Consider the following 20358-nt stretch of genomic DNA (forward strand, 5'->3'; position numbering starts at 1 on the left):
CGATAATCGGAACGGCGAGGAGTACGCCATGGCCGAGCACCGCTTCAGTCCCTTGTTCGAGCCCATCCAGATCGGGCCGGTGAAGGCCAAGAATCGCTTCTACCAGACGCCCCATTGCAATGGCATGGGCAACCTCCGCCCTCAGGCCCACGCGGCCATGCGCGGCGTGAAGGCGGAAGGCGGCTGGGCGGTGGTGAACACGGAGCACTGCTCGGTTCATCCGACCGGCGATCTAATGCCAGAGGTGCTGCAGACGCTGTGGGATGATGGCGATATTCCCGTGCTGGCCCGCATGGTCGAGGCGGTCCATGCCCACGGCAGCCTTGCCGGCGTGCAACTCGCCTACGCCGCCTACTACAATGCCAATCGGCTCACCCGCGAGGTGCCCATGGGGCCGATGGCGCGGCCGGTCAGCGGCTATCACCCGGTCCAGGTACGCGCCATGGACAAGCAGGATATCCGCAATCTCCTTAGCTGGTGGGGCGACGCGGCAAAACGCGCGGTCAAGGCCGGATTCGACATCATCAATGTGGATGCCAATTTCTCCACCATCGCCTTCCAGTTCATGTCGCCGCGCAACCAGCGCACCGACGAATATGGCGGATCGCTGAAGAACCGGGTGCGGCTGCTGAAGGAGCTGATTGAGGTGTCCCGTGAGGCCAGCGAGGGCCGCTGCGGCATCAGCGTACGGCTGATCGTGGACGAGCTCTGCGGTGAGCAGGGCTTGCGGGTCAAGGATGAGGGCCTGGAGGCAATTGGCCTCCTCGGCGAATTGCCGGACCTCTGGGACATCGTCATTGGCACCTGGGCGGATGACTCCCCCACCTCGCGCTTTGCCCCGGAGAACGACCACGAGCCATTTATGATGGGCATCAAGCAGGTCACGACCAAGCCGGTGGTGGGCGTCGGCCGCTTCACCTCGCCGGATACCATGCTGAGCGTCATCCGCCGCGGCATTCTCGATATGATCGGCGCGGCGCGGCCCTCGATCGCCGACCCGTTCCTGCCCAAGAAGATCGAGGAGGACCGCACCGAGGACATTCGCGAATGCATCGGCTGCAATATCTGCGTCTCCAGCCACTTCGCCATGACCAACCTGCGCTGCACCCAGAACCCGACCATGGGCGAGGAATGGCGCCGCGGCTGGCACCCCGAGCGCATTGCGCCCAAGCACTCCGATCAGACTGTGCTGGTGGTGGGATCAGGTCCAGCCGGGCTCGAGGCTGCACGCGCTCTTGGTCAGCGCGGCTATGAGGTGGCACTCGCCGAGCGCGGGCGCGAGCTGGGTGGTCGGGTCACCCGCGAGGCGGAGCTCCCGGGCCTGCGCGAATGGCTGAGGGTGCGCGACTGGCGCGTGGGCCAGATCGCAAAAATGCCCAATGTCTCGATCTATCGCGAAAGCGATCTCTCCGCGGAAGACATTTTGGGCTTCGGCTATCCCGCAGTGGTGCTGGCAACCGGCGCATCCTGGCGCGCCGACGGGATCGGCCGGGCGCACCTCGCCGCCATTCCCATGGGCAACGATATCGCCGTGCTGACACCGGATGACATCATGGCCGGCACTGAGCCTGAGGGACCGGTCCTCGTCTATGACGATGACCACTACTACATGGGTGCTGTCATCGCAGAAAAGCTCGCCCGGGCGAATATTGCGGTGACGCTCGTAACCCCCGCCGCCGAGATTTCCGCCTTCACCGAGAACACGCTGGAGCTGGGTCGCACGGCGTTACGCCTGCACGGGCTCGGAGTGCGGATGATCACTCATCACGCGCTGCTGGAAGCACATGACAACACGGCGCGGCTCGCTCATATGCGCACCCTGGCGCCACAGGAAATCGCTTGCCGCAGCATTGTCCTGGTGACCGCCCGCCTGCCCAATGACAAGCTGTTCCACGAACTCACTCGCGATGCCGACCGGCTGAACGATGCGGGCATCCGCTCCGTCACGCGCATCGGCGATTGCCTGGCGCCCGCGGCCATTGTCGCGGCGGTTTACGCAGGCCATCGCTTTGCCCGTGAGTTCGAGGAACCCCATCCCGCACCGTTCCGGCGCGAGCGGATCGATCTTCAGGCGGAGTGATGGCGGAAATGGCTGCGGAAAAGCCGCTCGAGCGCTATATGCGAATTCTCGAGCTGATCAGCGGTTTCCCCGATGGCATCAGCCTATCGACACTGGCAAGCGCGCTTGACCTGCCGAAGACCACGGCACATCGCCTGCTCAAAGGCTTGACGGATGTCGGCATGATTGAACCCGCGCCACCGGCAGGGGGAAGCTACCGTCTTGGCACGCGCTTCACCAACCTGCTCTATGCCGGTGCCGATGACGGCTGGATCCGCGCAGTAAGTCAGCCCCTGCTCCAGGAGCTCGCGACCGCCACCGACCAGGTCTGCTTCATCGCGCGGCTGGATGGCGTGGCCGTGCGCAGCATCGCCATGGTGGCACCCGATAACCCGGTGCGGCCATATGTGATGCCTGGCCGCGAGATACCGCTTCATACCGGCGCCTCCGCCAAAGCTCTGCTGGCCTTTCTCGACTCCGATCGCCGCTTGGCCCTATTGCCTGATCCCCTGCCCCGGCTGACCACCCACACCAAGACCGATCTCGCCGAGATCGAGGCCGAATGGGCCGAGATCCGCCGGACGGGCGTTGCCTTCTGTGTCGGTGAGGACGTGGAAGGCTTTGCCGGCATCGCCATGCCGGTGCGGGTCGAAGGTAAGCCGATCCGCTACAGCCTGTGCCTCACCGGCACGATCGAGGGCCTGTTGAATGGCGACCGTGACGGCCACACCCGGCACCTCGCTGCCTGCGCCGACCGCCTCGCGCGCCTTTTGGCTGCCCGGCTCCCCTGATCACGCAAGCGCTTCATCCCGCGGGGTTGCCGCCCCTTCCTCGAGCCGCCGCTTGAAGTCTTGGGCCGCGAGCGCGAACCCGCCATCCGCATTGTCGACGAAATGAATGTGCTGGTTGTCGGCCAGGCTGAAGACGAGGCAGGTCATCAACCCGCGGTCGGCCACATGAGCGCCGTAGACCAGCCGGTCAGCCCGGTATTCCGCGTCCAAATACTTCATGATCCCAGAGACTTGGACTGGCGTGACATCGAGCACCAGGCGCAAGGTGCCGTCATATTTGCGGAAATCGGTATTCTCGGAGAGCTGGACCCGGTAGCTGACCGGATCGAATTTGCCGAGCCGCCGGTTCAGCCGCTGCACCACCAGTTGCACCAGCGAGATCCCCAGGACCTTGGCATATTTGAGCCAATAGGGATTGCGGCTGGAATTGAGGCGCGCCTCCGCGGCAAGCCCTTGCGGCGGCCAGGAAAAGCGCAGCGACTGGTCATTGACCGGCGCAATCGCCTTGAGATCACCGCCGGCAAGCTGACCGATCGCATCCATGCTGCGTATCAATGTTTGGCGCTTGATGGCCGGCGCTTCGTTGCGCGCCCGCAGGATCAGCGCGAGCATGCGCCCGTTGCGGGGCACCAGCGGCTCCCACCGGCAGGAGAGCCCGCCAAGGTCAGGGGCAGCGTCATCCTTCCCGCCCTGCAGCAGAAACGGCGCGCTCGCGGTCTCCGACTTGATCAGCTGCTCGGCGAATTGGATGCCGCCGCCCACCAACATGGCGAGGAAATTGCCGGGGCTCAGCTCATATTTGCGAATGCGCAGGTCCTGGCCCTGCGTCCGCAAGCTCGCGACGGGAATAGCAGCGGCGCGCAATGTGAGGCCAAAGGATTGCCGGCTCACCGCCTGCAATCCCCGCAAAGCCGCCGATGCGGCCTCTTCCAAAGAAGGAGGCACCAGCACCACGGCGCCGTCACCTCCGAACTCGAAGGGCAGCGTAAGGCCTCCGGCAATGTTCATGATCGCCGCGATCGAGGAGGCGCCGATCAGGTTGACGTCTTTATAGCGCCCCTCGGCAATGGCACGGGTTGACGACACCACGTCGGTGATCATCAGCACCCAATCATCCGGCACCGGCACATAAGCTTCGAAATTGGCGACCTCGTCGAATTCCGAGAACGACGGCAGGTCAAGATAGAAGCGATCCGAATCCATGCGGCACTCCTGCCCTCACGGCAATGTGTGGGCGCGACCGCACCCATTTCCCATCCGCTCCGTCTATATAAGAGCTGATGCAATCAGCCGAGGCGGTCCCATGTTGATCCGTCGCCCCCACGATATTCCTTATTCCGAAGTCACCCCCAAATCCCTCTATCTGCGGCGACGAGAATTCATCGCCGGAAGCCTTGCCCTAGGCTTCATGGGTGCCGGAACACAATCCCTCACCGCCGCCCCTCTCAGCGCCGGAAAGAGCACAGTCTCGACGGATGAGAAGCTCACCCCTCGCGAAGACGTGACGACATACAATAATTTTTACGAATTCGGCACTGGCAAGAGCGATCCGTCCGAAAACTCCGGCCAGTTTAAGCCGCTGCCCTGGACGATCGAGGTCGGCGGCCTGGTGGCCAAGCCGAAAACCTTCGACTATGACGAGCTCGTCAAGCTTGCGCCCCTGGAGGAGCGCATCTACCGCCTCCGCTGTGTCGAGGCGTGGTCCATGGTCATACCCTGGATCGGTTTCCCCTTGAAAGCGCTTCTCGATCGGGTGGAGCCTGCGGGCTCGGCCAAATTCGTGGCCTTCGAGACGGTGCTGCGACCGGATGAGATGCCGGGCGTGGGCGGCTTCTTCAAGGTGCTGGACTGGCCCTATGTGGAAGGCCTGCGGCTGGATGAAGCCATGCACCCCCTGACGATCCTCGCCGTAGGGCTCTATGATGAGACCCTGCCGAACCAGAATGGTGCGCCTGTTCGCCTGGTCGTGCCCTGGAAATATGGCTTCAAGAGCATCAAGTCCATCGTCCGCATCACCCTGGTTGAGGATCAGCCCAAGACGTCGTGGAATCAGCAGAACCCATCCGAATACGGGTTCTACTCCAATGTTAATCCCGAGGTTGACCATCCCCGCTGGAGCCAGGCGACGGAACGGCGCATCGGCGAAGGTGGCCTGTTCGGCGGCAGCCGCCGGCCAACTCAAATGTTCAACGGCTATGGCGAGCAGGTCGCGAGCCTCTATGCCGGTATGGATCTCAAGGAGAACTTTTGACATCGAGCGATGCCAAGCGGGGTGAGATGGTCGGTGCTCACCGCATCACCTCGCCCCGCGTGATCAACTGGCTGATCTATGTCCTCGGCGTCATGCCGGGCCTGTGGACCTTCTCTCTCGGATTGACCGACCAGCTCGGCGCTGATCCGGTGAAGGAGCTTGAGCATACCCTGGGCCTGTGGGCGCTGCGCTTTTTGATCCTCACGCTCACCATCACGCCCCTGCGCGAGCTCACCCGTGTGAACTGGCTACGCTACCGCCGCGCGCTTGGGCTGCTTGCCTTCTATTACGCAGCCTTTCACTTCACCACCTATCTGGTGCTGGACCAGTCGCTTGACCTTCCCGCGATCGGTGCAGATATCCTCCGCCGGCCCTATATCACCATCGGCATGTTCGCCCTTACCCTCCTGATCCCCCTGGCGCTCACCTCGAACAATGCCTCGATCAGACGCCTTGGTCGCAACTGGCGAAAGCTGCACCGGCTCGCCTATGTGGCAACCCTAGCAGGGGCTGTCCATTTCCTGCTGGCCGTGAAATCCTGGCCGCCGGAACCGTTGATCTATGCGGCCATCGTTGGCTTGCTGCTGGGTTACCGATTGCTTCCGCACACCCTTCGCCGGCCTCTCGTCAGACGGCTCCGCCCGCAGTCCTGACAACCCTGCCCAAGAGTCCGATTGACACCGATCCGTCATGGGCGCGTGATAGCCGCCAAGGGCAAACGCAACAACGGCGTCAAATGGGGGACGAGCATGAAGACAGTCACCGCATCTGCATTGCTGATGACCTGCGCCCTGGTCCTGCAGGGCGCGACGGGCACTGCCCGCGCCCAATCGCCTGAGCTCATCGAGGCAGCAAAGGCTGAAGGCCAGTTGACCACCATCGCGCTGCCTCATGACTGGTGCGGCTACGGCGCACTCATTGAGGGCTTCAAGCAGAAATACGGCCTGCAGGTGAACGAGCTCAATCCGGATGCGGGCTCAGGCGATGAGATCGAGGCGATCAAGGCCAACAAGGGCAATACTGGTCCGCAGGCGCCCGACGTGATCGATGTGGGCCTGTCTTTCGGGCCCTCCGCCAAGGCGGAAGGCCTGTTGCAGCCCTATAAGGTTTCGACTTGGGACACGATCCCCGCCGATGCGAAGGATCCTGACGGCCACTGGTATGGCGACTATTACGGCGTGCTCGCCTTCCAGGTGAATGCTGATCTCGTCCCCGAGCCGCCGACCGATTGGAAGGATCTGCTGAAATCCGATTATGCCAATGCGGTGGCGCTCGCGGGTGACCCCCGCTCGTCCAACCAGGCGATCCAAGCTGTCTATGCGGCAGGCCTCGCCGCTGGCGAAACCGATCCGGCCAAGGTCGCGGATGCGGGCCTCAAATTCTTCGCCGATCTCAACAAGGCCGGCAATTTCGTGCCGGTTATCGGCAAGGCCGCCTCGCTTGCCCAGGGGTCGACCCCCATCGTGATCCGCTGGGACTATAACGCGCTGGCCGACCGCGATACGCTGCAAGGCAATCCCGAGGTCAATGTCATCGTGCCCAATTCCGGCGTCGTCGCCGGTGTCTATGTCCAGGCGATCAGCGCCTTTGCGCCTCATCCCAATGCGGCCAAGCTGTGGATGGAATATCTCTATTCCGACGAGGGCCAGATCGGCTATCTCAAGGGCTATTGCCACCCGATCCGCTTCAATGATCTCGTCGAGAAGGGCAAGATCCCGCAGGAGCTTCTGGATCGGCTCCCGCCGGCCGAGGCCTATAAGAAGGCTGTATTCCCGAGCTTGGACGCACAGAACAAGGCCAATGCGGTCATCACCCAGAAATGGGACAGCGTGGTCGGTGCCAACGTTCAGTAATGGGCTTTGATATGAGGGTTGTGGGTCCATTGCCCCAACCCTTCCGGCCTTGCCATGACGAACCAGGTTCAGTCCGCCGCCCCCATGATTGCCGCATCGCGACCGATGCGCCGATCCTTTCCTTTGGCCTGGCTTGGGCTTCTCCCATTCCTAGTCTTCGCCATTCTGTTCCTGCTCCTACCGACGGCCTATCTGGTCATCGGCAGCATCCAGGACCCGGCTGGCAATTTCACCCTCGGCAATATTGCCCAGCTGTTCCAGCCGAACATCCTGAGCGCCTATTGGATCAGCATCCGCATCAGCGCGGCCTCGGCCATCATCGGCGGATTGCTCGGCTTCCTCCTCGCCTACGCGGTGGTGCTGGGTGGTCTTCCCGCTTGGATCCGGCCGACGCTTCTGACCTTCTCCGGTGTCGCCTCCAATTTCGCGGGCATTCCCCTGGCCTTCGCCTTTCTCGCCACGCTCGGCCGCACTGGGCTCGTAACCTGGCTCCTCTCCACCTATTTCGGCTTCAACCTCTATGCCACCGGCTTCAATCTGCTGAGCTTCTGGGGTCTGACCCTCACCTATCTCTATTTTCAGATCCCCTTGATGGTGCTGATCCTGACCCCCGCGCTTGATGGGTTGAAGAAGGAATGGCGCGAGGCCTCCGCTATACTGGGTGCCTCGAGCTGGCAATATTGGCGCTATATTGCCCTGCCGGTGCTCTGGCCAAGCATCCTCGGCACGGTGCTGCTGCTCTTTGCCAATTCCTTCGGCGCGGTTGCCACCGCCTATGCCCTCACTGGCTCGTCCCTCAACATCGTCACCATCCTGCTCTATGCACAGATCAGGGGCGATGTGCTGCATGATCCCCATCTCGGCTATGCCCTGGCGCTCGGCATGATCGTAATCACCGGCCTCTCCAACGGCGCCTATCTCTGGCTGAGGGCCCGCAGCGAAAGGTGGCTGAGATGAGGGGCGCGCGCTTCGGCTCCTGGCTCGCTCTCGCCTTGGGCGTGCTCTATTTCCTGGTGCCGCTGATCTCGACCCTCGAATTCTCCATGCGCATGAAGCGCGGCGAATATTCCTTCGAGGCCTACCGCGTCGTTCTAGGCGATCCTCGATTCCAGCAGAGCTTCCTGTATTCCACCACGCTCGCCCTTGCCACCATTGTCATCGGCGTGCTCCTGGTGCTGCCCACCGCCTATATCATCCGCCTGAGGCTTCCAAAGCTAAGGCCCATCGTCGAATTCATCACCCTCCTCCCGCTGGTGGTCCCGGCCATCGTGATCGTGTTCGGCTATCTCCGTATCTACAACTCGTCATCCTTCCTGCCGATGACCGCGAGCGCCCGCGCGACCGACCTGCTGCTGACCTTCGGCTATGTGACCTTGTCGCTGCCCTATATGTATCGCGCTGTGGATTCCGGGCTTCGCGCCATTGATGTGCGCACGCTCACCGAGGCCGCGGAGAGCCTTGGTGCGGGCTGGCCGACCATTCTGTTCAGGGTCATCCTGCCGAATGTACGCAGTGCCATCCTGTCGGGCGCCTTCCTCACCTTCGCCATTGTCATCGGCGAATTCGTTTTCGCGAGCCTTCTCAACCGCCCCGCCTTCGGCCCCTATCTGCAGCTGGTCGGCGCCAACCGCGCCTATGAGCCGGCGGCCCTGGCCATCATCGCGTTTCTCGTCACCTGGGCTTGCATGGGGCTGATCCAGGTCTTCGGGCGCGGCACCCGCGCGAGCAGACCCAGCCTCTAAGGACAGGGACCGGCATATGGCTTTTCTCGAGCTTGAGAACCTGAGCAAATCCTTTGGCGCCAATGTCGGCGTGCATCAGGTGACCCTCGCGATCGAGCGCGGCGAGTTCGTATCCTTCCTCGGGCCGTCCGGGTGCGGCAAGACCACCACCCTGCGCATGATCGCCGGTTTCGAGCAGCCGAGCAGTGGCACCATCCGCATCGATGGCCGCGACGTGACCGGCTTGCGGCCCAATCAGCGCAATATCGGCATGGTCTTCCAGTCCTATGCTCTCTTCCCCAATATGACGGTGGCCGAGAATGTCGGCTTCGGCTTGAAGGTGGCGCGCGCACCGGCCACCGAGATCAGCTCTCGCGTCGAGGAGATGCTGCAGCTGATCGGCCTGCCGCAGCATGGCGAGCGCTATCCCTATCAGCTCTCCGGCGGGCAGCAGCAGCGGGTGGCGCTCGCCCGAGCGCTCGCGGTAAGGCCGACACTCTTGCTGCTGGATGAGCCGCTCTCCGCGCTCGATGCCAAGATCCGCATCTCCTTGCGCGAGGAGATCCGGCGCGTGCAGCGTCAACTCGGCATCACCACCATATACGTGACCCACGACCAGGAGGAGGCACTCTCCATGTCCGACCGGATCGTGGTGATGAATGAGGGCCGCATTGAGCAGCTGGGCACGCCTTTCGAGATCTACAACTATCCGCGCAGCCGCTTCGTCGCCTCCTTCGTCGGAACGCTGAACACGCTCGCAACAATCGTGACCGATCCGGCTTCAGGCCGGGTGGAGGTGGATGGCCAGCCTTTGACCGTCTCGGGCCTGAACGGCGCCAAGCCGGGCGATCGATTGACCTTCGCCCTACGGCCAGAGGCAATTTCCTTCCGCTCCCCTACCCCTGGCATCAATACGCTGGCCGGCACCCTGGAAGAGGTGAGTTTCTTGGGCTCGATCGTGCGGATGCGGGTGCGGTTCGGCAAGAATGTTCTGTCGCTCGACACCTTCAACACGCCCAATGAGCCGCCGCCCTCGCGCGGCGACCACGTCACCGTGGGCTTTGCGGCACGCGATCTGCGTCTTCTTGACAACAGCTGAGAGCATCCAGTTTCAGCACCATTGACGCGACTGGACGATTCTGTTCAAGCGTGAGGCGTAATGTTAGACGCCGCCTCTGTGGACTGGGTCACCAATGCCGTCCGAGCCCTCCTCCGTAACGGCGCCCCGCGCCATCGTTCGGACACCTATCGCGGTCCGGCGTATCAACACGCTTGACCCCCGGCGTATCATCCTGGTGGTTGGCGTGATGCTGATGGGCCTTGCGCTGTTCATGCTGCCGCCCATGATTACCGATCTGGCGGCCGGCCATGACGACTGGCAGATCTTTGCGATCTCCGCCCTCATCACCGGCTTCTTCGGCACCATGCTCGCCCTGGTGAGTGATTGGCAGGGCACCGAAAGCATCTCGCGCCGCGACGGCTTCGTCATCACCGCGGCGACCTGGTTGGCGGTATCGATTTCCGGTGCGGTCCCCTTCGTGCTGCTGGACCGCGACATCTCGATCATCGATGGCTGGTTTGAGAGCGTCTCCGGCCTCACCACGACCGGCGCCACCGTCCTGGTGGGGCTCGACCGCATGCCACCGGGCGTTCTCCTTTGGCGGTCCATTCTAAACTGGCTCGGCGGCATCGGTATTGTCGTCATGGCGATCATTATGCTGCCGTTCCTGCGCATTGGAGGCATGCAGCTCTTTCACACCGAGAGCTCCGACCGCTCGGACAAGATCGTGCCGCGCGCCGGCCAGCTCGTCCGCTATATCGCCCTGTCCTATGGCATCCTGACCCTGGCCTGCCTGATCGGCTTCGTCATGACGGGTATGACATTGTTCGACGCGGTCAATCATGCCATGTCGACAGTGGCGACCGGCGGCTACTCGACCCATGACGCCTCCTTCGCCTATTTCCAGAACCGGTCGACCGTGTGGGTCGGTACCATCTTCATGTTCCTGGCGAGCCTGCCCGTGGTGCTCTATATTCGCATGCTCCGCGGCGGCAGCTGGGCCATTTGGGACGACGTTCAGGTGCGCGCCTTCGCCCTCATCGTCGGCGGCTTCATTGTAGGCCTGACCCTCTGGCGCTATTTGAAGACCGGGAACGAGTTCTTCGGCGTCCTCACGGAAGTCGCGTTCAACGTGGTCTCCATCATCTCGACCACCGGCTTTGCCTATGGCGATTACACCACCTGGGGAGCGCCGGCGTTAGGCGCCTTCTTCATTCTCACATTCCTCGGGGGCTGCACGGGCTCCACCAGCGGCGGCATCAAGATATTCCGTATCCAGATCATGTGGCTGACGGTGCGCAGCTATCTCATCGGTCTGATCAGCCCGCACCGCGTCCACAAAACCCTCTATGACGGGCGCGCCATCGGCGATGACGTACCGGTTGCCGTGCTCGCCTTCGTTTCGGTTCTGTTTGCCTCTTTCATGCTGTTCTCCCTGGCCCTGATGGCACTGGGTATCGATTTCCAGACCAGCGTCACGGGTGCCGCCACCGCCCTCACCAATGTTGGCCCCGGCCTCGGCCCGGTGATCGGGCCGGCCGGCAATTTTTCGAGCCTGCCGGATACGGCGAAGGCGCTCTTGGCCTTTGCCATGCTGCTCGGCCGCCTCGAGTTCTTCACCCTTCTGGTGCTGCTCGATCCGAGCCTTTGGCGGAGATAGCATCTGCCCTAATGCAGCTCGGTTGCCGTTCCGACCCTGTCTCAATTTTTCCAGAGCCCCGACCAGCATTTTTGAAACCAGCATCGGCTCATCCTGTTAACGACCTATCGAGGAGCAGCAGAACCGGTCTGCTGCAAGAAACGGGGTGTGGCGATAGAGAGTACGGACGGGGACTATTCATGAATACTGCGTTCCAGATCGGAGAAATCGTTAAACTTGCGCCGACGCGCAAAGTGTACTTTCGCCCAGTCACCGACACCTTCGAGGTGGTCGCCATCTTGCCGTTTCCGGATGTGCGGTCCGGCTACCGCTACCAAATCAGAAGCTTGAGCAATGGCCATCTTCGCATCCTCCGGGAGGAAGAGCTCGAAGCCGCCAATGCCGCGGGCCGAGAGAGGCAGGACCCCTCACGCGGTGAAAGTCCGACGGCTTAGACCCCTGCCCGTGGAGCGCGACGAGCGCATCCACGAGCAAGGGCTCCCGTTTAGAGCGAGGCGATTACCCTGCAGACAGCAACCTGTTCAGTGCTGTGGCGAGCTGGAGCAGCAAGAATGCTCGGGCATGTGCGCCGCAATTGCTCCCGTTCGCGATCCGAGAGGTTGGCGACGGCGCTGCTCACCGCACCTGGGCTCATGCCAGAACCAGGCTGATCAGTATTGCCGCGATTGCCGCCATCATCTCCGCGACCTCCGCTCGCGCCCGCACCCCCATTGCCGACGCCTGCGCTACCTGTGCCCGTACCGCCACCGCCGGCGCCATTGGAGCCACCGCCACCGATCGAAACCCCACCACCCGCATTAACACCGCCCGGGCCGCCCACCGAAGCTCCAGCGCCCGCGCCGATACCGTCCGATCCGCCGATCGATGCGCCCAAGCCGGCGCTCACACCGCGCGATCCGCCAATGCTTGCGCCTGCGCCCGCGCGAACACCGCTTGTGCCACCCACCCTGGCCCCGGCACCAGCGTGGATCCCCTTTCTTCCGCCGATACGGGCTGCCGCGCCGACGCCGGTCCCGCGCGGACCGCCGATCGAGGCGCCCACACCCGCCCCAATGCCGCGCGTGCCGCCAACCGATGCCCCAGCACCAGCGCCAATGCCCCTTGATCCGCCGACGGAAGCACCCGCCCCGGCTCCAACGCCGCGGCTGCCGCCGACCGAGGCTCCCAAGCCGGCTCCGGTTCCTCGCGATCCTCCAACCGAGGCACCAGCCCCGACGCCGATCCCATCCGAACCACCGACCGAGGCGCCGAGACCGACGCCAATCCCGTCCGAGCCGCCAACCGATGCGCCAACGCCGACCCCTATTCCATCAGCCCCACCAACCGAAGCGCCGACGCCCACGCCAATACCGTCCCCAGCAAAGGACGGAGGCGCCACCGCGAAAGTCAGCGCAGCGATGCAGACGATGCCGCCAAGGAACGGCGAATACTTTTGATTGATTGTTGATTTCATGTAGTTTCTCTCCGTCTTCTTTATGGAAGTCCACCCTCGAACGCCTCCTCGATGCAATCCAAAAGAATACGGATACAAATAGGTTCCTGGTTCGGTCAGATATTCATGCGACTTCGCACCTTGGAAGGTGATTTTGATCCCGCTTTCCGCTGGATTATTGTTTCTCTTAATACATAGTTAAATTCACACCAACAAATCAATCAATCTGAACGCAATCTCCGCATCAGAGCCCTGGCCACCCTGACCTACATGCCAAGCCGCGTGCGTGAACCAAAGAGGGCCATCGCGGTTATCTCAGCATTAACATTAGCAATGCGAGGAAGGCTCATGATGAAACCTGTCCTACTAGCTTTGGTCATCGGTGGATCGCTAATGGCGCTGAATGGCGGCGCATCTGCGGCCGCCATCACGCCGGGAATTGCATCCGTTCCGGCAGCACCGGCCATTGTACAGCCAGTCGCCCAGAAGAAAGTGGTGGTGAAGAAGCGCTACCGGAACGGCAGGGTCGTAACAAAGCGGAAGGTTGTGTATAGCCGCGAGCGCTTCGGTCCTCGTTTCCGACACAAGCGCCCGGGCTATGGCCACTATTACGGCGGTTACTGGTACCGGACTCCCTGGTGGACCGTTGGTATTCCTGGCGGCCCGGCCATTGCTGTCCGGCCTTACTGACGCAGCAAGTGGAAGGGGGACCCACACCCCTTCCAGTATTGCCAGCTCGGCAAATCCCGCCTCTCCCCGTCCGATTAGCGATCTCTCGCTTTCGCCATCGCCCGCCAAGACGAACGTTCCAACGATTTCTACAATTTGAAGTGTTAACGACAATCTCAATAACAATACTCACCAGATGGAACTAAGTTATACTGCGACAAATTGCGTATTTGCTCGAATTCACCAGGAATTCATTCGACGGACGTTAACCATGCTCTATGGCGTCAAGATCACCAACACGGGCGTCAGGACTTTCGCCGATAGCATTCGGTCCGGTCGCATGACGCTTCATGACGTTCACGAGATCATCGAACACAGTCCTCGTCTGGCTCAGGCGATCTGCGACGGGCTGACCGCTTCGGGATATGGCAAGGTGGGGTATGAAGAGCTTCTCCGGCTTGCGGAGCGAGGGCATCTGAACGCAGGTGCGATCTCCCGCGCCTTGGCGCTTTAATAGGACCCTGGCGCACAAAGCGCCGCCGGCATCAAGAGGCCGGGCGGCGGGCTGGACGAGTCCTCAATCCAGTAAAATCCGATCTATTAGTGTTTACGGACGATAGCCGCCCCAGAACTTGAACCGGCACGCCCATCCCCCGTTGTAGCCAGCGCCCATTGGAGGTTTATGTCGCGGGCGCTTGAACATAACTGGGGAGAGGTCTCATGCGTGAATACGATGATCTGGAGTTTGCCGTCCGGGACTTGTTGGTCCTCGCTGGCGCCATTCGCTCCTGTACCGTCCATCCCGAAACATCAATAAGAATAGGCGATGGCGAGGCGGAGGAGCGCGCATATCAATATGTCAGCGCGGCCCTGAAGAGCGATGGCACGCCTTGGATGCCGAACGAAATAAAGGCTGCAATTCACAATGAGTTGGCTCTGGCCGCGGATCGAGACTGCCCCGCATGCCGCGGCAGATCCGAGCGCAGCCATTGCGAGCGCAAGGCGGCCTGACAGGTTATCCGCATGGAACCTCACAACCCGGCGGCGCAATAGCCGCCATCGACCCGGATCGTTTCGCCGGTGACATAGCTGCTGCCGTCGGACGCCAGGAAAATGGCGGCGCTCACCAGCTCCTCGATGGATCCGAAACGGCCCATCGGCGTTCGGCGCAACGCGTTCTCCTTCCGCTCCGCGCTCATCTTGTCCTTGTTCAGAACTGTCATGAAGAAGCCGGGAGCGATCGCATTGACCCGTACACCGCGACCGGCCCATTCCGCAGCCAGCGCCTGTGTCATTCCGACGACCCCCCACTTGCTCATTGTATAGAGCGCCGTCTTCTGGAATCCCATGAACGATGCGATGGAAGCAATGGTGATGATCGAGCCTCGGCTCCGCGACAGCATGTGCCGCCCGACTTCAGTGCTTGCAAAGAACACGCTTCGCAGATTGACGTCCATGATCCGCGCATAATCCTCGGGATCGAAATCTTCGGCGGGCTTCAGGATCGTCGTCCCCTGTGAATTGACGAGGATGTCGATGGCGCCCCGCTCCCTGATCACCCCATCCACCAGGCGCCGGAGCTCTGCAAAATCGGTGATGTCGGCGGCATGGCCCACCGTGCCTGCATCTGTGGTCCTGAGCGCGGCGACGACGTCGTCCACCTTCGCCTGCGTCTTGCCGACAGGGATGACGCGAGCCCCGCTCTCACGGAAGCCAAGGGCGATTTCGCGGCCGATCCCGCTCGATCCGCCGATCACCAGGGCAACCTTGCCGGCCAGAGAAAACCGTTCAGCGGGTTTGGTCATCTCACACCCCCTTGCTTGCGAGCTGCGCCGATGAAACCTTGCGCAGCCGCATGATGTGCTTTTCGATTTCGGTCTCAATCGCCTCGTCATCACCATCAGCGAGGATGTCCCGCAGCGCCCGATGCTGCCTTGCGAGATTGATCCCGTCGCGTTCGTGCAGAACCTCGCGACCGAAGATGATCAGCACGTGACGCGCGATGGTCTCCCAGAGCTTGGCGACAATGTCGTTCCCTGATGCCGCGCAGATCTCCCGATGAAACTCGAGGTCAGCCCGGCTCGCCGCGATCCAATCGCCGGCCGCTGCCGCCCGGGACAGATCCTCGATGATCGCATCGAGCCGCACCAGCCGCTGAGGCTCCGCCGCATAGGTCTGTGCGGCGTCCTTTCCGGCGAGCTGCTCCAGCGCGACCCGGACCGCGCAAATCCTGTCGATCCGCGCCTCATCGAACTCGACCACGAACGTGCCGCGATGAGGGGAGCTATCCACGATTCCCTGAGCGGCAAGCATCTTCACCGCTTCCCGTATCGGTATGCGGCTCACGCCAAGACTTTTGGCGAGCTCAGTTTCGACGAGCCGCTGTCCGGGCTGGATATGCCCTTGCGCGATCGCATGGGTGATCGCGTCCGCCACCTGATCCGCGAGGCTGCGCGCCCGCAAGAAGGGCACAGTGAGATCCCCTTGCGATGGTCTTTTTGGCGGAAGCTTCGCCAGATCGATGGGTGCCAGGTCCCGTGCCATAGACTCTCCTTGATGCCTCACTGGCTTTCTGTATACATTTAGCCTGTATGCACAACAAGAAGAAGCAGGTGCAACGAGGCGGCACGCCGCACGCGCGCTTGAGGGAGAGAAAAATGGCTATCAAGCGGTGGATGAAGGGGTTGGGAGTATTGGCCTTGGTTGCTGGACTGGTGGGCCCCGCTTGGGCTGATCCCACCGATGTTCCCGCGGCCGGTCAAAGCAAGAAGATCGACGCGATCAAGGAGCGTGGAACCTTGCGGGTGGCCGCGATCGGCGAATTCCCGTGGCTCCCTGAAAACACCACCGGGTCCGGTGAGCAATATTCGGGGCCCGCTTGGCTTCTGGCCAAGGAATACGCCAAGCGGCTTGGTGTTGAGCTCCAGGTCGTACCCGTCAGTCACGAGACCAAGGTGCCGATCCTCGCAACCGGCGAGGCCGATATCAGCATCGCTCCGCTGGCCGTCACCCCGGCCCGCGAGAAGGTTGTGGACTTCATCGTCTATTCGAAATCGAGCCTGTGTTTCGTTGGTCTCGCCAATAACCCGAAGATCAAGGACGCCAAGAGCGTAGATGATCTCGACAAGAAGGGCCTGATCTACGCGTATTTCACTGGAACGCCGCCCGAGACCTGGGCGCCGACCCGGTTCAAGAATGTCGAGTTCCGGGCTGTGGCAGGCTCCGGCGCGAATGCTCCCATCGAGGAGATTCTCTCCAAGCGCGCCGACTTCACTTCAGTGGATAACGTTGCCTGGCCCAAGCTGAACGCGTCGGTCAAGGGGCTCATGGTTCTGCCGCTCGGCGACGAGTGCCTGAAGAGCAACGAGATGGCCACCGCTGTGGGACTGGCGGTCGATAAGAGCGATCCCAAGTTCCGGGACTGGCTGCAGGCCGTCTATGACAGCATTAAGGACAAGGTGGAAGCCGAGGAGATCAAGCTGCTCAAGGCCAGCAGCTAACAAGCCACGCACCCGCTGCGGCGCAGAAGAAAAGCAAAATCACACACGCGCCGCACCCTTTTCGCGCCGGAATGAGACGATGGACCTCGACTTCTCGCCGATCGCGGATAGCTGGCAATTCCTCGCGCGTGCCCTCGGCGTGACGATCCTGCTGAGCCTCTCGTCGATCCTCCTCGGTGTGGTTATCGGCTTGGTGGTCGGCGCTGCCCGCACCTATGGCGGCCGGATCGTCTCCGCCGGGCTTGGCTTCTACGTGGATTCGATGCGCGCGATACCGGTGCTGGCTGTCCTGGTCTGGACCTATTTTGCCTTTCCGCTGCTGATCGGCCATTCCCTCAACGCTCTCCTTGCCGGGGTCCTGGGGCTCGGTCTGCATCTCGGCGCCTACGTGTCCGAGGTGATCCGGGCCGGCCTCGGCTCGGTGCGTCCCGGGCAATTGCGGGCCGCCCTGGCGCTGGGGATGTCCCCGTGGCAGGCGATACGCGTCATCATCCTGCCTCAGGCCGTCATCCGAATGCTGCCGGCCTTCGGATCGCTCTTCGTCATCGCCATCAAAGACAGCGCCATCGCCTCGGTGATCGCCGTTCCCGAACTGTTGCGGCAATCCCAGATCGTGGCGGGACAGACCTTCCGACCCATCGAGATCTACACGGGCGCCATGCTGGTCTATTTCCTGCTCTGCTATCCCGTCGCCCGCGGTGTGGATGCCATATACCGTCGGCTCGCGCCATTGGGGGCCTCATGATCCTAGACTGGTCGGTCATCTGGGATTATCGCTGGCAGTTCCTCCACGGTGCGGGGATCACGGTGGCCTTGACCGTGCTGACGATGCTGCTCGCCATCCCCGGCGGGCTGCTGCTGGCTTTCATGCGCATGAGCCCGTACCGCCTCGTCAGCATGCCGGCCGCCGCCATCGTGGAATTCTTCCGCGCCACACCGCTGATCCTCCAGATCTACTGGACCTTTTACGTTCTACCCGTCGCCCTCGACATCCGCATGTCGGCCTTCACCACCGCGCTGGTTGGCCTTACCCTTAACATCTCCTCATTCAATTCCGAGACCTTCCGCGCCGGGATTCAGTCCATACGCCAGGGGCAGTGGAATGCAGCCTATGCGCTCGGCATGACCAAGGCGCAGGTCGCCCGCAAGATCATCCTGCCACAGGCGATAATGCGGGTGCTGCCTGCGCTTGCCAGCACCTGGGTCTCGCTCTTCAAGGACACTTCCCTCGTGTCCGTCATCGCAGTGGCCGATCTGTCCTATGTGTCGCTCCAGATCCGCGCCCAGACCTACCGGATCCTCGAGGTGCTCACCGCCATGGCGGCCCTCTACTGGCTGATGGGCTATCCCCAAGCCAAGCTTGTCGATTGGATCTACCGTCGCTTCAAGGTTCACGAATGACCGCTGAACTCTGCCCACGGCCATCCGGCTCGCGTCTTAATGCGGATCGCCCCCCGATCCTTCGCTTCGAAAATCTGCACAAGTCTTATGGACCGGTCGAGGTGCTGCGCGAGGTTACCTTCCAGGTCCATCTCGGCGAGGTCGTATGCCTGATCGGCCCATCGGGCTCGGGCAAGTCGACACTCCTGCGCTGCGCCAATGGCCTGGAGACGGTGAACAACGGCGCCATTCTGTTCGAAGGCCAGCCGGTCGATGCGCGAAGCGCCGCCATCCGCCATGTGCGCCGGCACATGGGAATGGTCTTCCAAAACTTCGAGCTGTTTCCCCATTTGACCGTGCTGCACAATGTGTCAGTGGGTCCGGTGACCGTGCTCGGCCTCTCCCGACAGGAGGCAGATGCGCGAGCGCTTTCGCTTCTGTCGAAAGTAGGGCTCAGCGACCACGCCCATAAGCATCCGGCGGAACTCTCCGGGGGCCAGCAGCAGCGGGTGGCCATTGCCCGCGCTCTCGCTATGGAACCCAAACTGATGCTGTTTGACGAACCGACCTCCGCCCTCGATCCCGAGACGATTGGCGAAGTCCTCAGCGTGATGAAACGCCTCGCCGATGAAGGCATGACCATGGTCGTGGTCACCCATGAGATGGATTTCGCCAAGCGGGTTGCCGATTGGGTGGTCGTGTTCGACCGGGGCAGCATTGTCGAGCAAGGCCCCCCGAAGCAGATCTTCGAAGCGGCCCAAGTGTCGCGCACGCGCGAGTTCCTCTCCCATCTCGGCTGGCACGGCGAAAGCCTCGACCAGGCCATTCCTCTAACCGCAGCGGATGAGATCCCAAAATGAAGGACCTGACCATCGATCGGGCGGATGTCTATACGGTGGGCCCCGACACGGAGCGCTACACCTGGGCCCACGACATGCCCGAACAGTTCATGCCCAATGCAATCCTGCGGCTGAGGACGCGTGGCGGTCTTGAGGGTGTGGCGGGCGCGGTGATGATCACCTCGCACCAGTTCGACCTCTCCGTGGCCGAAACTCTCAAATATCTGCTCCCCGAGGTGATCGGGCGCTCTCCCCTCGAACGAGAGGCGCTCTGGCATCAGCTCAAGACACTCAACACGCCGCAAGTGCCACAGGCGCTCTCGCTGATCGATATCGCGCTCTGGGACCTTGCGGCAAAGCACGCCGGCCTGCCGCTCTATCAGTTCCTTGGCGGTGCTCGGAGCAAGATCCGGTCTTATGCGAGCACCCCGTTGCTGGAGAGCCGCGATCACTATGTCGAATTCGTCGGCAAGCTGAGGGAAGAAGGGTTCCGCGCCGTAAAATATCACTGTTGGTGCGATCCCGATCGCGACATCCCGATGGTCGCTGCGGTGCACGAGGTCCATGGCGGGCAGATAGACTTCATGCTCGATGTCGAGCAGCGCTATACAAGGGCCCAGGCTTTCCGCGCCATTCGCCAGCTCGAGCCCTATGATCTCACCTGGTTTGAAGCGCCTTTTCCAGACGTGGATCTCGACGGCTATCGCCAGCTGCGCGAGAAAAGCACGATCCCGATCATACCGGGTGGCAACAGCATTCTGGATCTGAACGTGATTGCCGAGGCCATCAAGCTCGGCTGCTGGAGCGCCGTGCGGGTCGACGCGACCATCGCCGGCGGTATCACGCCGACGCGCAAGATCATGAGCCTCGCGGAAGCCAATGGCATGACCTGCGAGCTGCAGTGCTGGGGCTATACCCTAACCCAGGCGGCCAATCTGCACCTGATGCTGGCCTACCGGAACTGCGATTTCTTCGAGCAGCCCACCCCCTATCCGGCTTTCGAATATGGCGCGCTCGATGTGATCCGCACCGATAGGGAGGGCTATGTCCACGCGCCCTCCGGGCCCGGACTGGGCATCGGCATCGATTGGACGGCCGTCGAGCGGGCGACACTCATGACCTACGCGGTCGGACCGAGCTGAG

Annotated in this window: 21 protein-coding genes; 16 read left to right on the top strand and 5 right to left on the bottom strand. The window is 62.1% G+C overall.

All coding sequences use genetic code 11. The annotated features are described in order from the left end of the window. The first annotated feature begins 28 nt into the window (after positions 1 to 28). Together RCF49_RS06900 and RCF49_RS06905 are read left to right on the top strand one after the other, a co-directional pair. Complete coding sequence (locus tag RCF49_RS06900) at positions 29 to 2080, top strand: FAD-dependent oxidoreductase (RefSeq protein ID WP_342643298.1); 2052 nt, start codon at positions 29 to 31, stop codon at positions 2078 to 2080. Then, positions 2080 to 2850, top strand: coding sequence for an IclR family transcriptional regulator (locus RCF49_RS06905; protein ID WP_342643299.1), 771 nt, complete (start codon positions 2080 to 2082; stop codon positions 2848 to 2850). The genes RCF49_RS06900 and RCF49_RS06905 overlap by 1 nt, the downstream gene beginning before the upstream one ends. Here the strand turns inward: RCF49_RS06905 and RCF49_RS06910 are convergent, their stop codons facing one another. Next, positions 2851 to 4053 carry a DUF3095 domain-containing protein gene (locus RCF49_RS06910; protein ID WP_342643300.1) on the bottom strand — a complete coding sequence of 401 codons (1203 nt, stop codon included), beginning with the start codon at positions 4051 to 4053 and terminating at the stop codon, positions 2851 to 2853. Between the two features lie 100 nt (positions 4054 to 4153). Between RCF49_RS06910 and msrP the strand changes: the two genes are divergently transcribed. From msrP to RCF49_RS06945, 7 genes are all read left to right on the top strand, one after another. Then, positions 4154 to 5101: a protein-methionine-sulfoxide reductase catalytic subunit MsrP gene (gene msrP, locus RCF49_RS06915; protein ID WP_342643301.1), complete on the top strand. Its 948-nt coding sequence runs from the start codon at positions 4154 to 4156 to the stop codon at positions 5099 to 5101. A gap of 26 nt (positions 5102 to 5127) precedes the next feature. After that, entirely contained in the window at positions 5128 to 5754 is a 627-nt protein-coding gene (gene msrQ, locus RCF49_RS06920; RefSeq protein ID WP_342644142.1) for a protein-methionine-sulfoxide reductase heme-binding subunit MsrQ, read from the top strand. 126 nt (positions 5755 to 5880) lie between these two features. After that, complete coding sequence (locus RCF49_RS06925; RefSeq protein ID WP_342644143.1) at positions 5881 to 6954, top strand: ABC transporter substrate-binding protein; 1074 nt, start codon at positions 5881 to 5883, stop codon at positions 6952 to 6954. Positions 6955 to 7038: 84 nt separating this feature from the next. Then, a complete protein-coding gene (locus RCF49_RS06930) occupies positions 7039 to 7911 on the top strand; it encodes an ABC transporter permease (protein WP_432807394.1) in 873 nt (290 codons plus the stop codon). Continuing rightward, positions 7908 to 8696, top strand: a complete 789-nt coding sequence (locus RCF49_RS06935; RefSeq protein WP_342643303.1) for an ABC transporter permease — start codon at positions 7908 to 7910, stop codon at positions 8694 to 8696. Before RCF49_RS06930 ends, RCF49_RS06935 begins: the two co-directional genes overlap by 4 nt. A gap of 16 nt (positions 8697 to 8712) precedes the next feature. Further along, positions 8713 to 9774: an ABC transporter ATP-binding protein gene (locus tag RCF49_RS06940; protein ID WP_342643304.1), complete on the top strand. Its 1062-nt coding sequence runs from the start codon at positions 8713 to 8715 to the stop codon at positions 9772 to 9774. Between the two features lie 94 nt (positions 9775 to 9868). Next, positions 9869 to 11395, top strand: a complete 1527-nt coding sequence (locus RCF49_RS06945) for a TrkH family potassium uptake protein (RefSeq protein WP_342643305.1) — start codon at positions 9869 to 9871, stop codon at positions 11393 to 11395. 173 nt (positions 11396 to 11568) lie between these two features. Here RCF49_RS06945 and RCF49_RS06950 read toward each other — a convergent pair whose 3' ends face one another. Beyond that, positions 11569 to 11736, bottom strand: a complete 168-nt coding sequence (locus RCF49_RS06950; protein ID WP_342643306.1) for a hypothetical protein — start codon at positions 11734 to 11736, stop codon at positions 11569 to 11571. Positions 11737 to 11879: 143 nt separating this feature from the next. Continuing rightward, positions 11880 to 12848, bottom strand: a complete 969-nt coding sequence (locus RCF49_RS06955) for a hypothetical protein (RefSeq protein WP_342643307.1) — start codon at positions 12846 to 12848, stop codon at positions 11880 to 11882. A gap of 327 nt (positions 12849 to 13175) precedes the next feature. Between RCF49_RS06955 and RCF49_RS06960 the strand changes: the two genes are divergently transcribed. Further along, positions 13176 to 13517: a hypothetical protein gene (locus tag RCF49_RS06960; protein WP_342643308.1), complete on the top strand. Its 342-nt coding sequence runs from the start codon at positions 13176 to 13178 to the stop codon at positions 13515 to 13517. Between the two features lie 250 nt (positions 13518 to 13767). After that, entirely contained in the window at positions 13768 to 14010 is a 243-nt protein-coding gene (locus tag RCF49_RS06965; protein ID WP_342643309.1) for a hypothetical protein, read from the top strand. A 517-nt stretch (positions 14011 to 14527) separates the two neighbouring features. On the opposite strand, the gene RCF49_RS06970 is transcribed toward RCF49_RS06965, so the two are convergent. After that, entirely contained in the window at positions 14528 to 15301 is a 774-nt protein-coding gene (locus RCF49_RS06970) for an SDR family NAD(P)-dependent oxidoreductase (RefSeq protein ID WP_342643310.1), read from the bottom strand. A gap of 1 nt (position 15302) precedes the next feature. Next, the gene (locus RCF49_RS06975) at positions 15303 to 16040 is read right to left on the bottom strand and encodes a GntR family transcriptional regulator (protein ID WP_342643311.1); all 738 of its coding nucleotides are present in this window, start codon (positions 16038 to 16040) and stop codon (positions 15303 to 15305) included. A gap of 113 nt (positions 16041 to 16153) precedes the next feature. On the opposite strand from RCF49_RS06975, the gene RCF49_RS06980 reads away from it, so the two are divergent. The 5 genes from RCF49_RS06980 (at position 16154) to RCF49_RS07000 (ending at position 20357) form a co-directional block, all read left to right on the top strand. Further along, positions 16154 to 16996, top strand: a complete 843-nt coding sequence (locus tag RCF49_RS06980; RefSeq protein WP_342643312.1) for a substrate-binding periplasmic protein — start codon at positions 16154 to 16156, stop codon at positions 16994 to 16996. A gap of 79 nt (positions 16997 to 17075) precedes the next feature. Next, entirely contained in the window at positions 17076 to 17741 is a 666-nt protein-coding gene (locus RCF49_RS06985; RefSeq protein ID WP_342643313.1) for an amino acid ABC transporter permease, read from the top strand. Further along, positions 17738 to 18397: an amino acid ABC transporter permease gene (locus RCF49_RS06990; RefSeq protein WP_342643314.1), complete on the top strand. Its 660-nt coding sequence runs from the start codon at positions 17738 to 17740 to the stop codon at positions 18395 to 18397. The genes RCF49_RS06985 and RCF49_RS06990 overlap by 4 nt, the downstream gene beginning before the upstream one ends. Then, positions 18394 to 19236, top strand: coding sequence for an amino acid ABC transporter ATP-binding protein (locus tag RCF49_RS06995; RefSeq protein ID WP_342643315.1), 843 nt, complete (start codon positions 18394 to 18396; stop codon positions 19234 to 19236). Before RCF49_RS06990 ends, RCF49_RS06995 begins: the two co-directional genes overlap by 4 nt. Further along, positions 19233 to 20357 (top strand): mandelate racemase/muconate lactonizing enzyme family protein, encoded by a 1125-nt coding sequence (locus RCF49_RS07000; protein ID WP_342643316.1) that lies wholly within the window; start codon positions 19233 to 19235, stop codon positions 20355 to 20357. Before RCF49_RS06995 ends, RCF49_RS07000 begins: the two co-directional genes overlap by 4 nt. The last annotated feature ends 1 nt before the right edge of the window (position 20358 follow it).

Origin of the sequence: Rhodoligotrophos sp. CJ14, from assembly GCF_038811545.1 — a bacterium.
Lineage (GTDB): Bacteria > Pseudomonadota > Alphaproteobacteria > Rhizobiales > Im1 > Rhodoligotrophos > Rhodoligotrophos ferricapiens.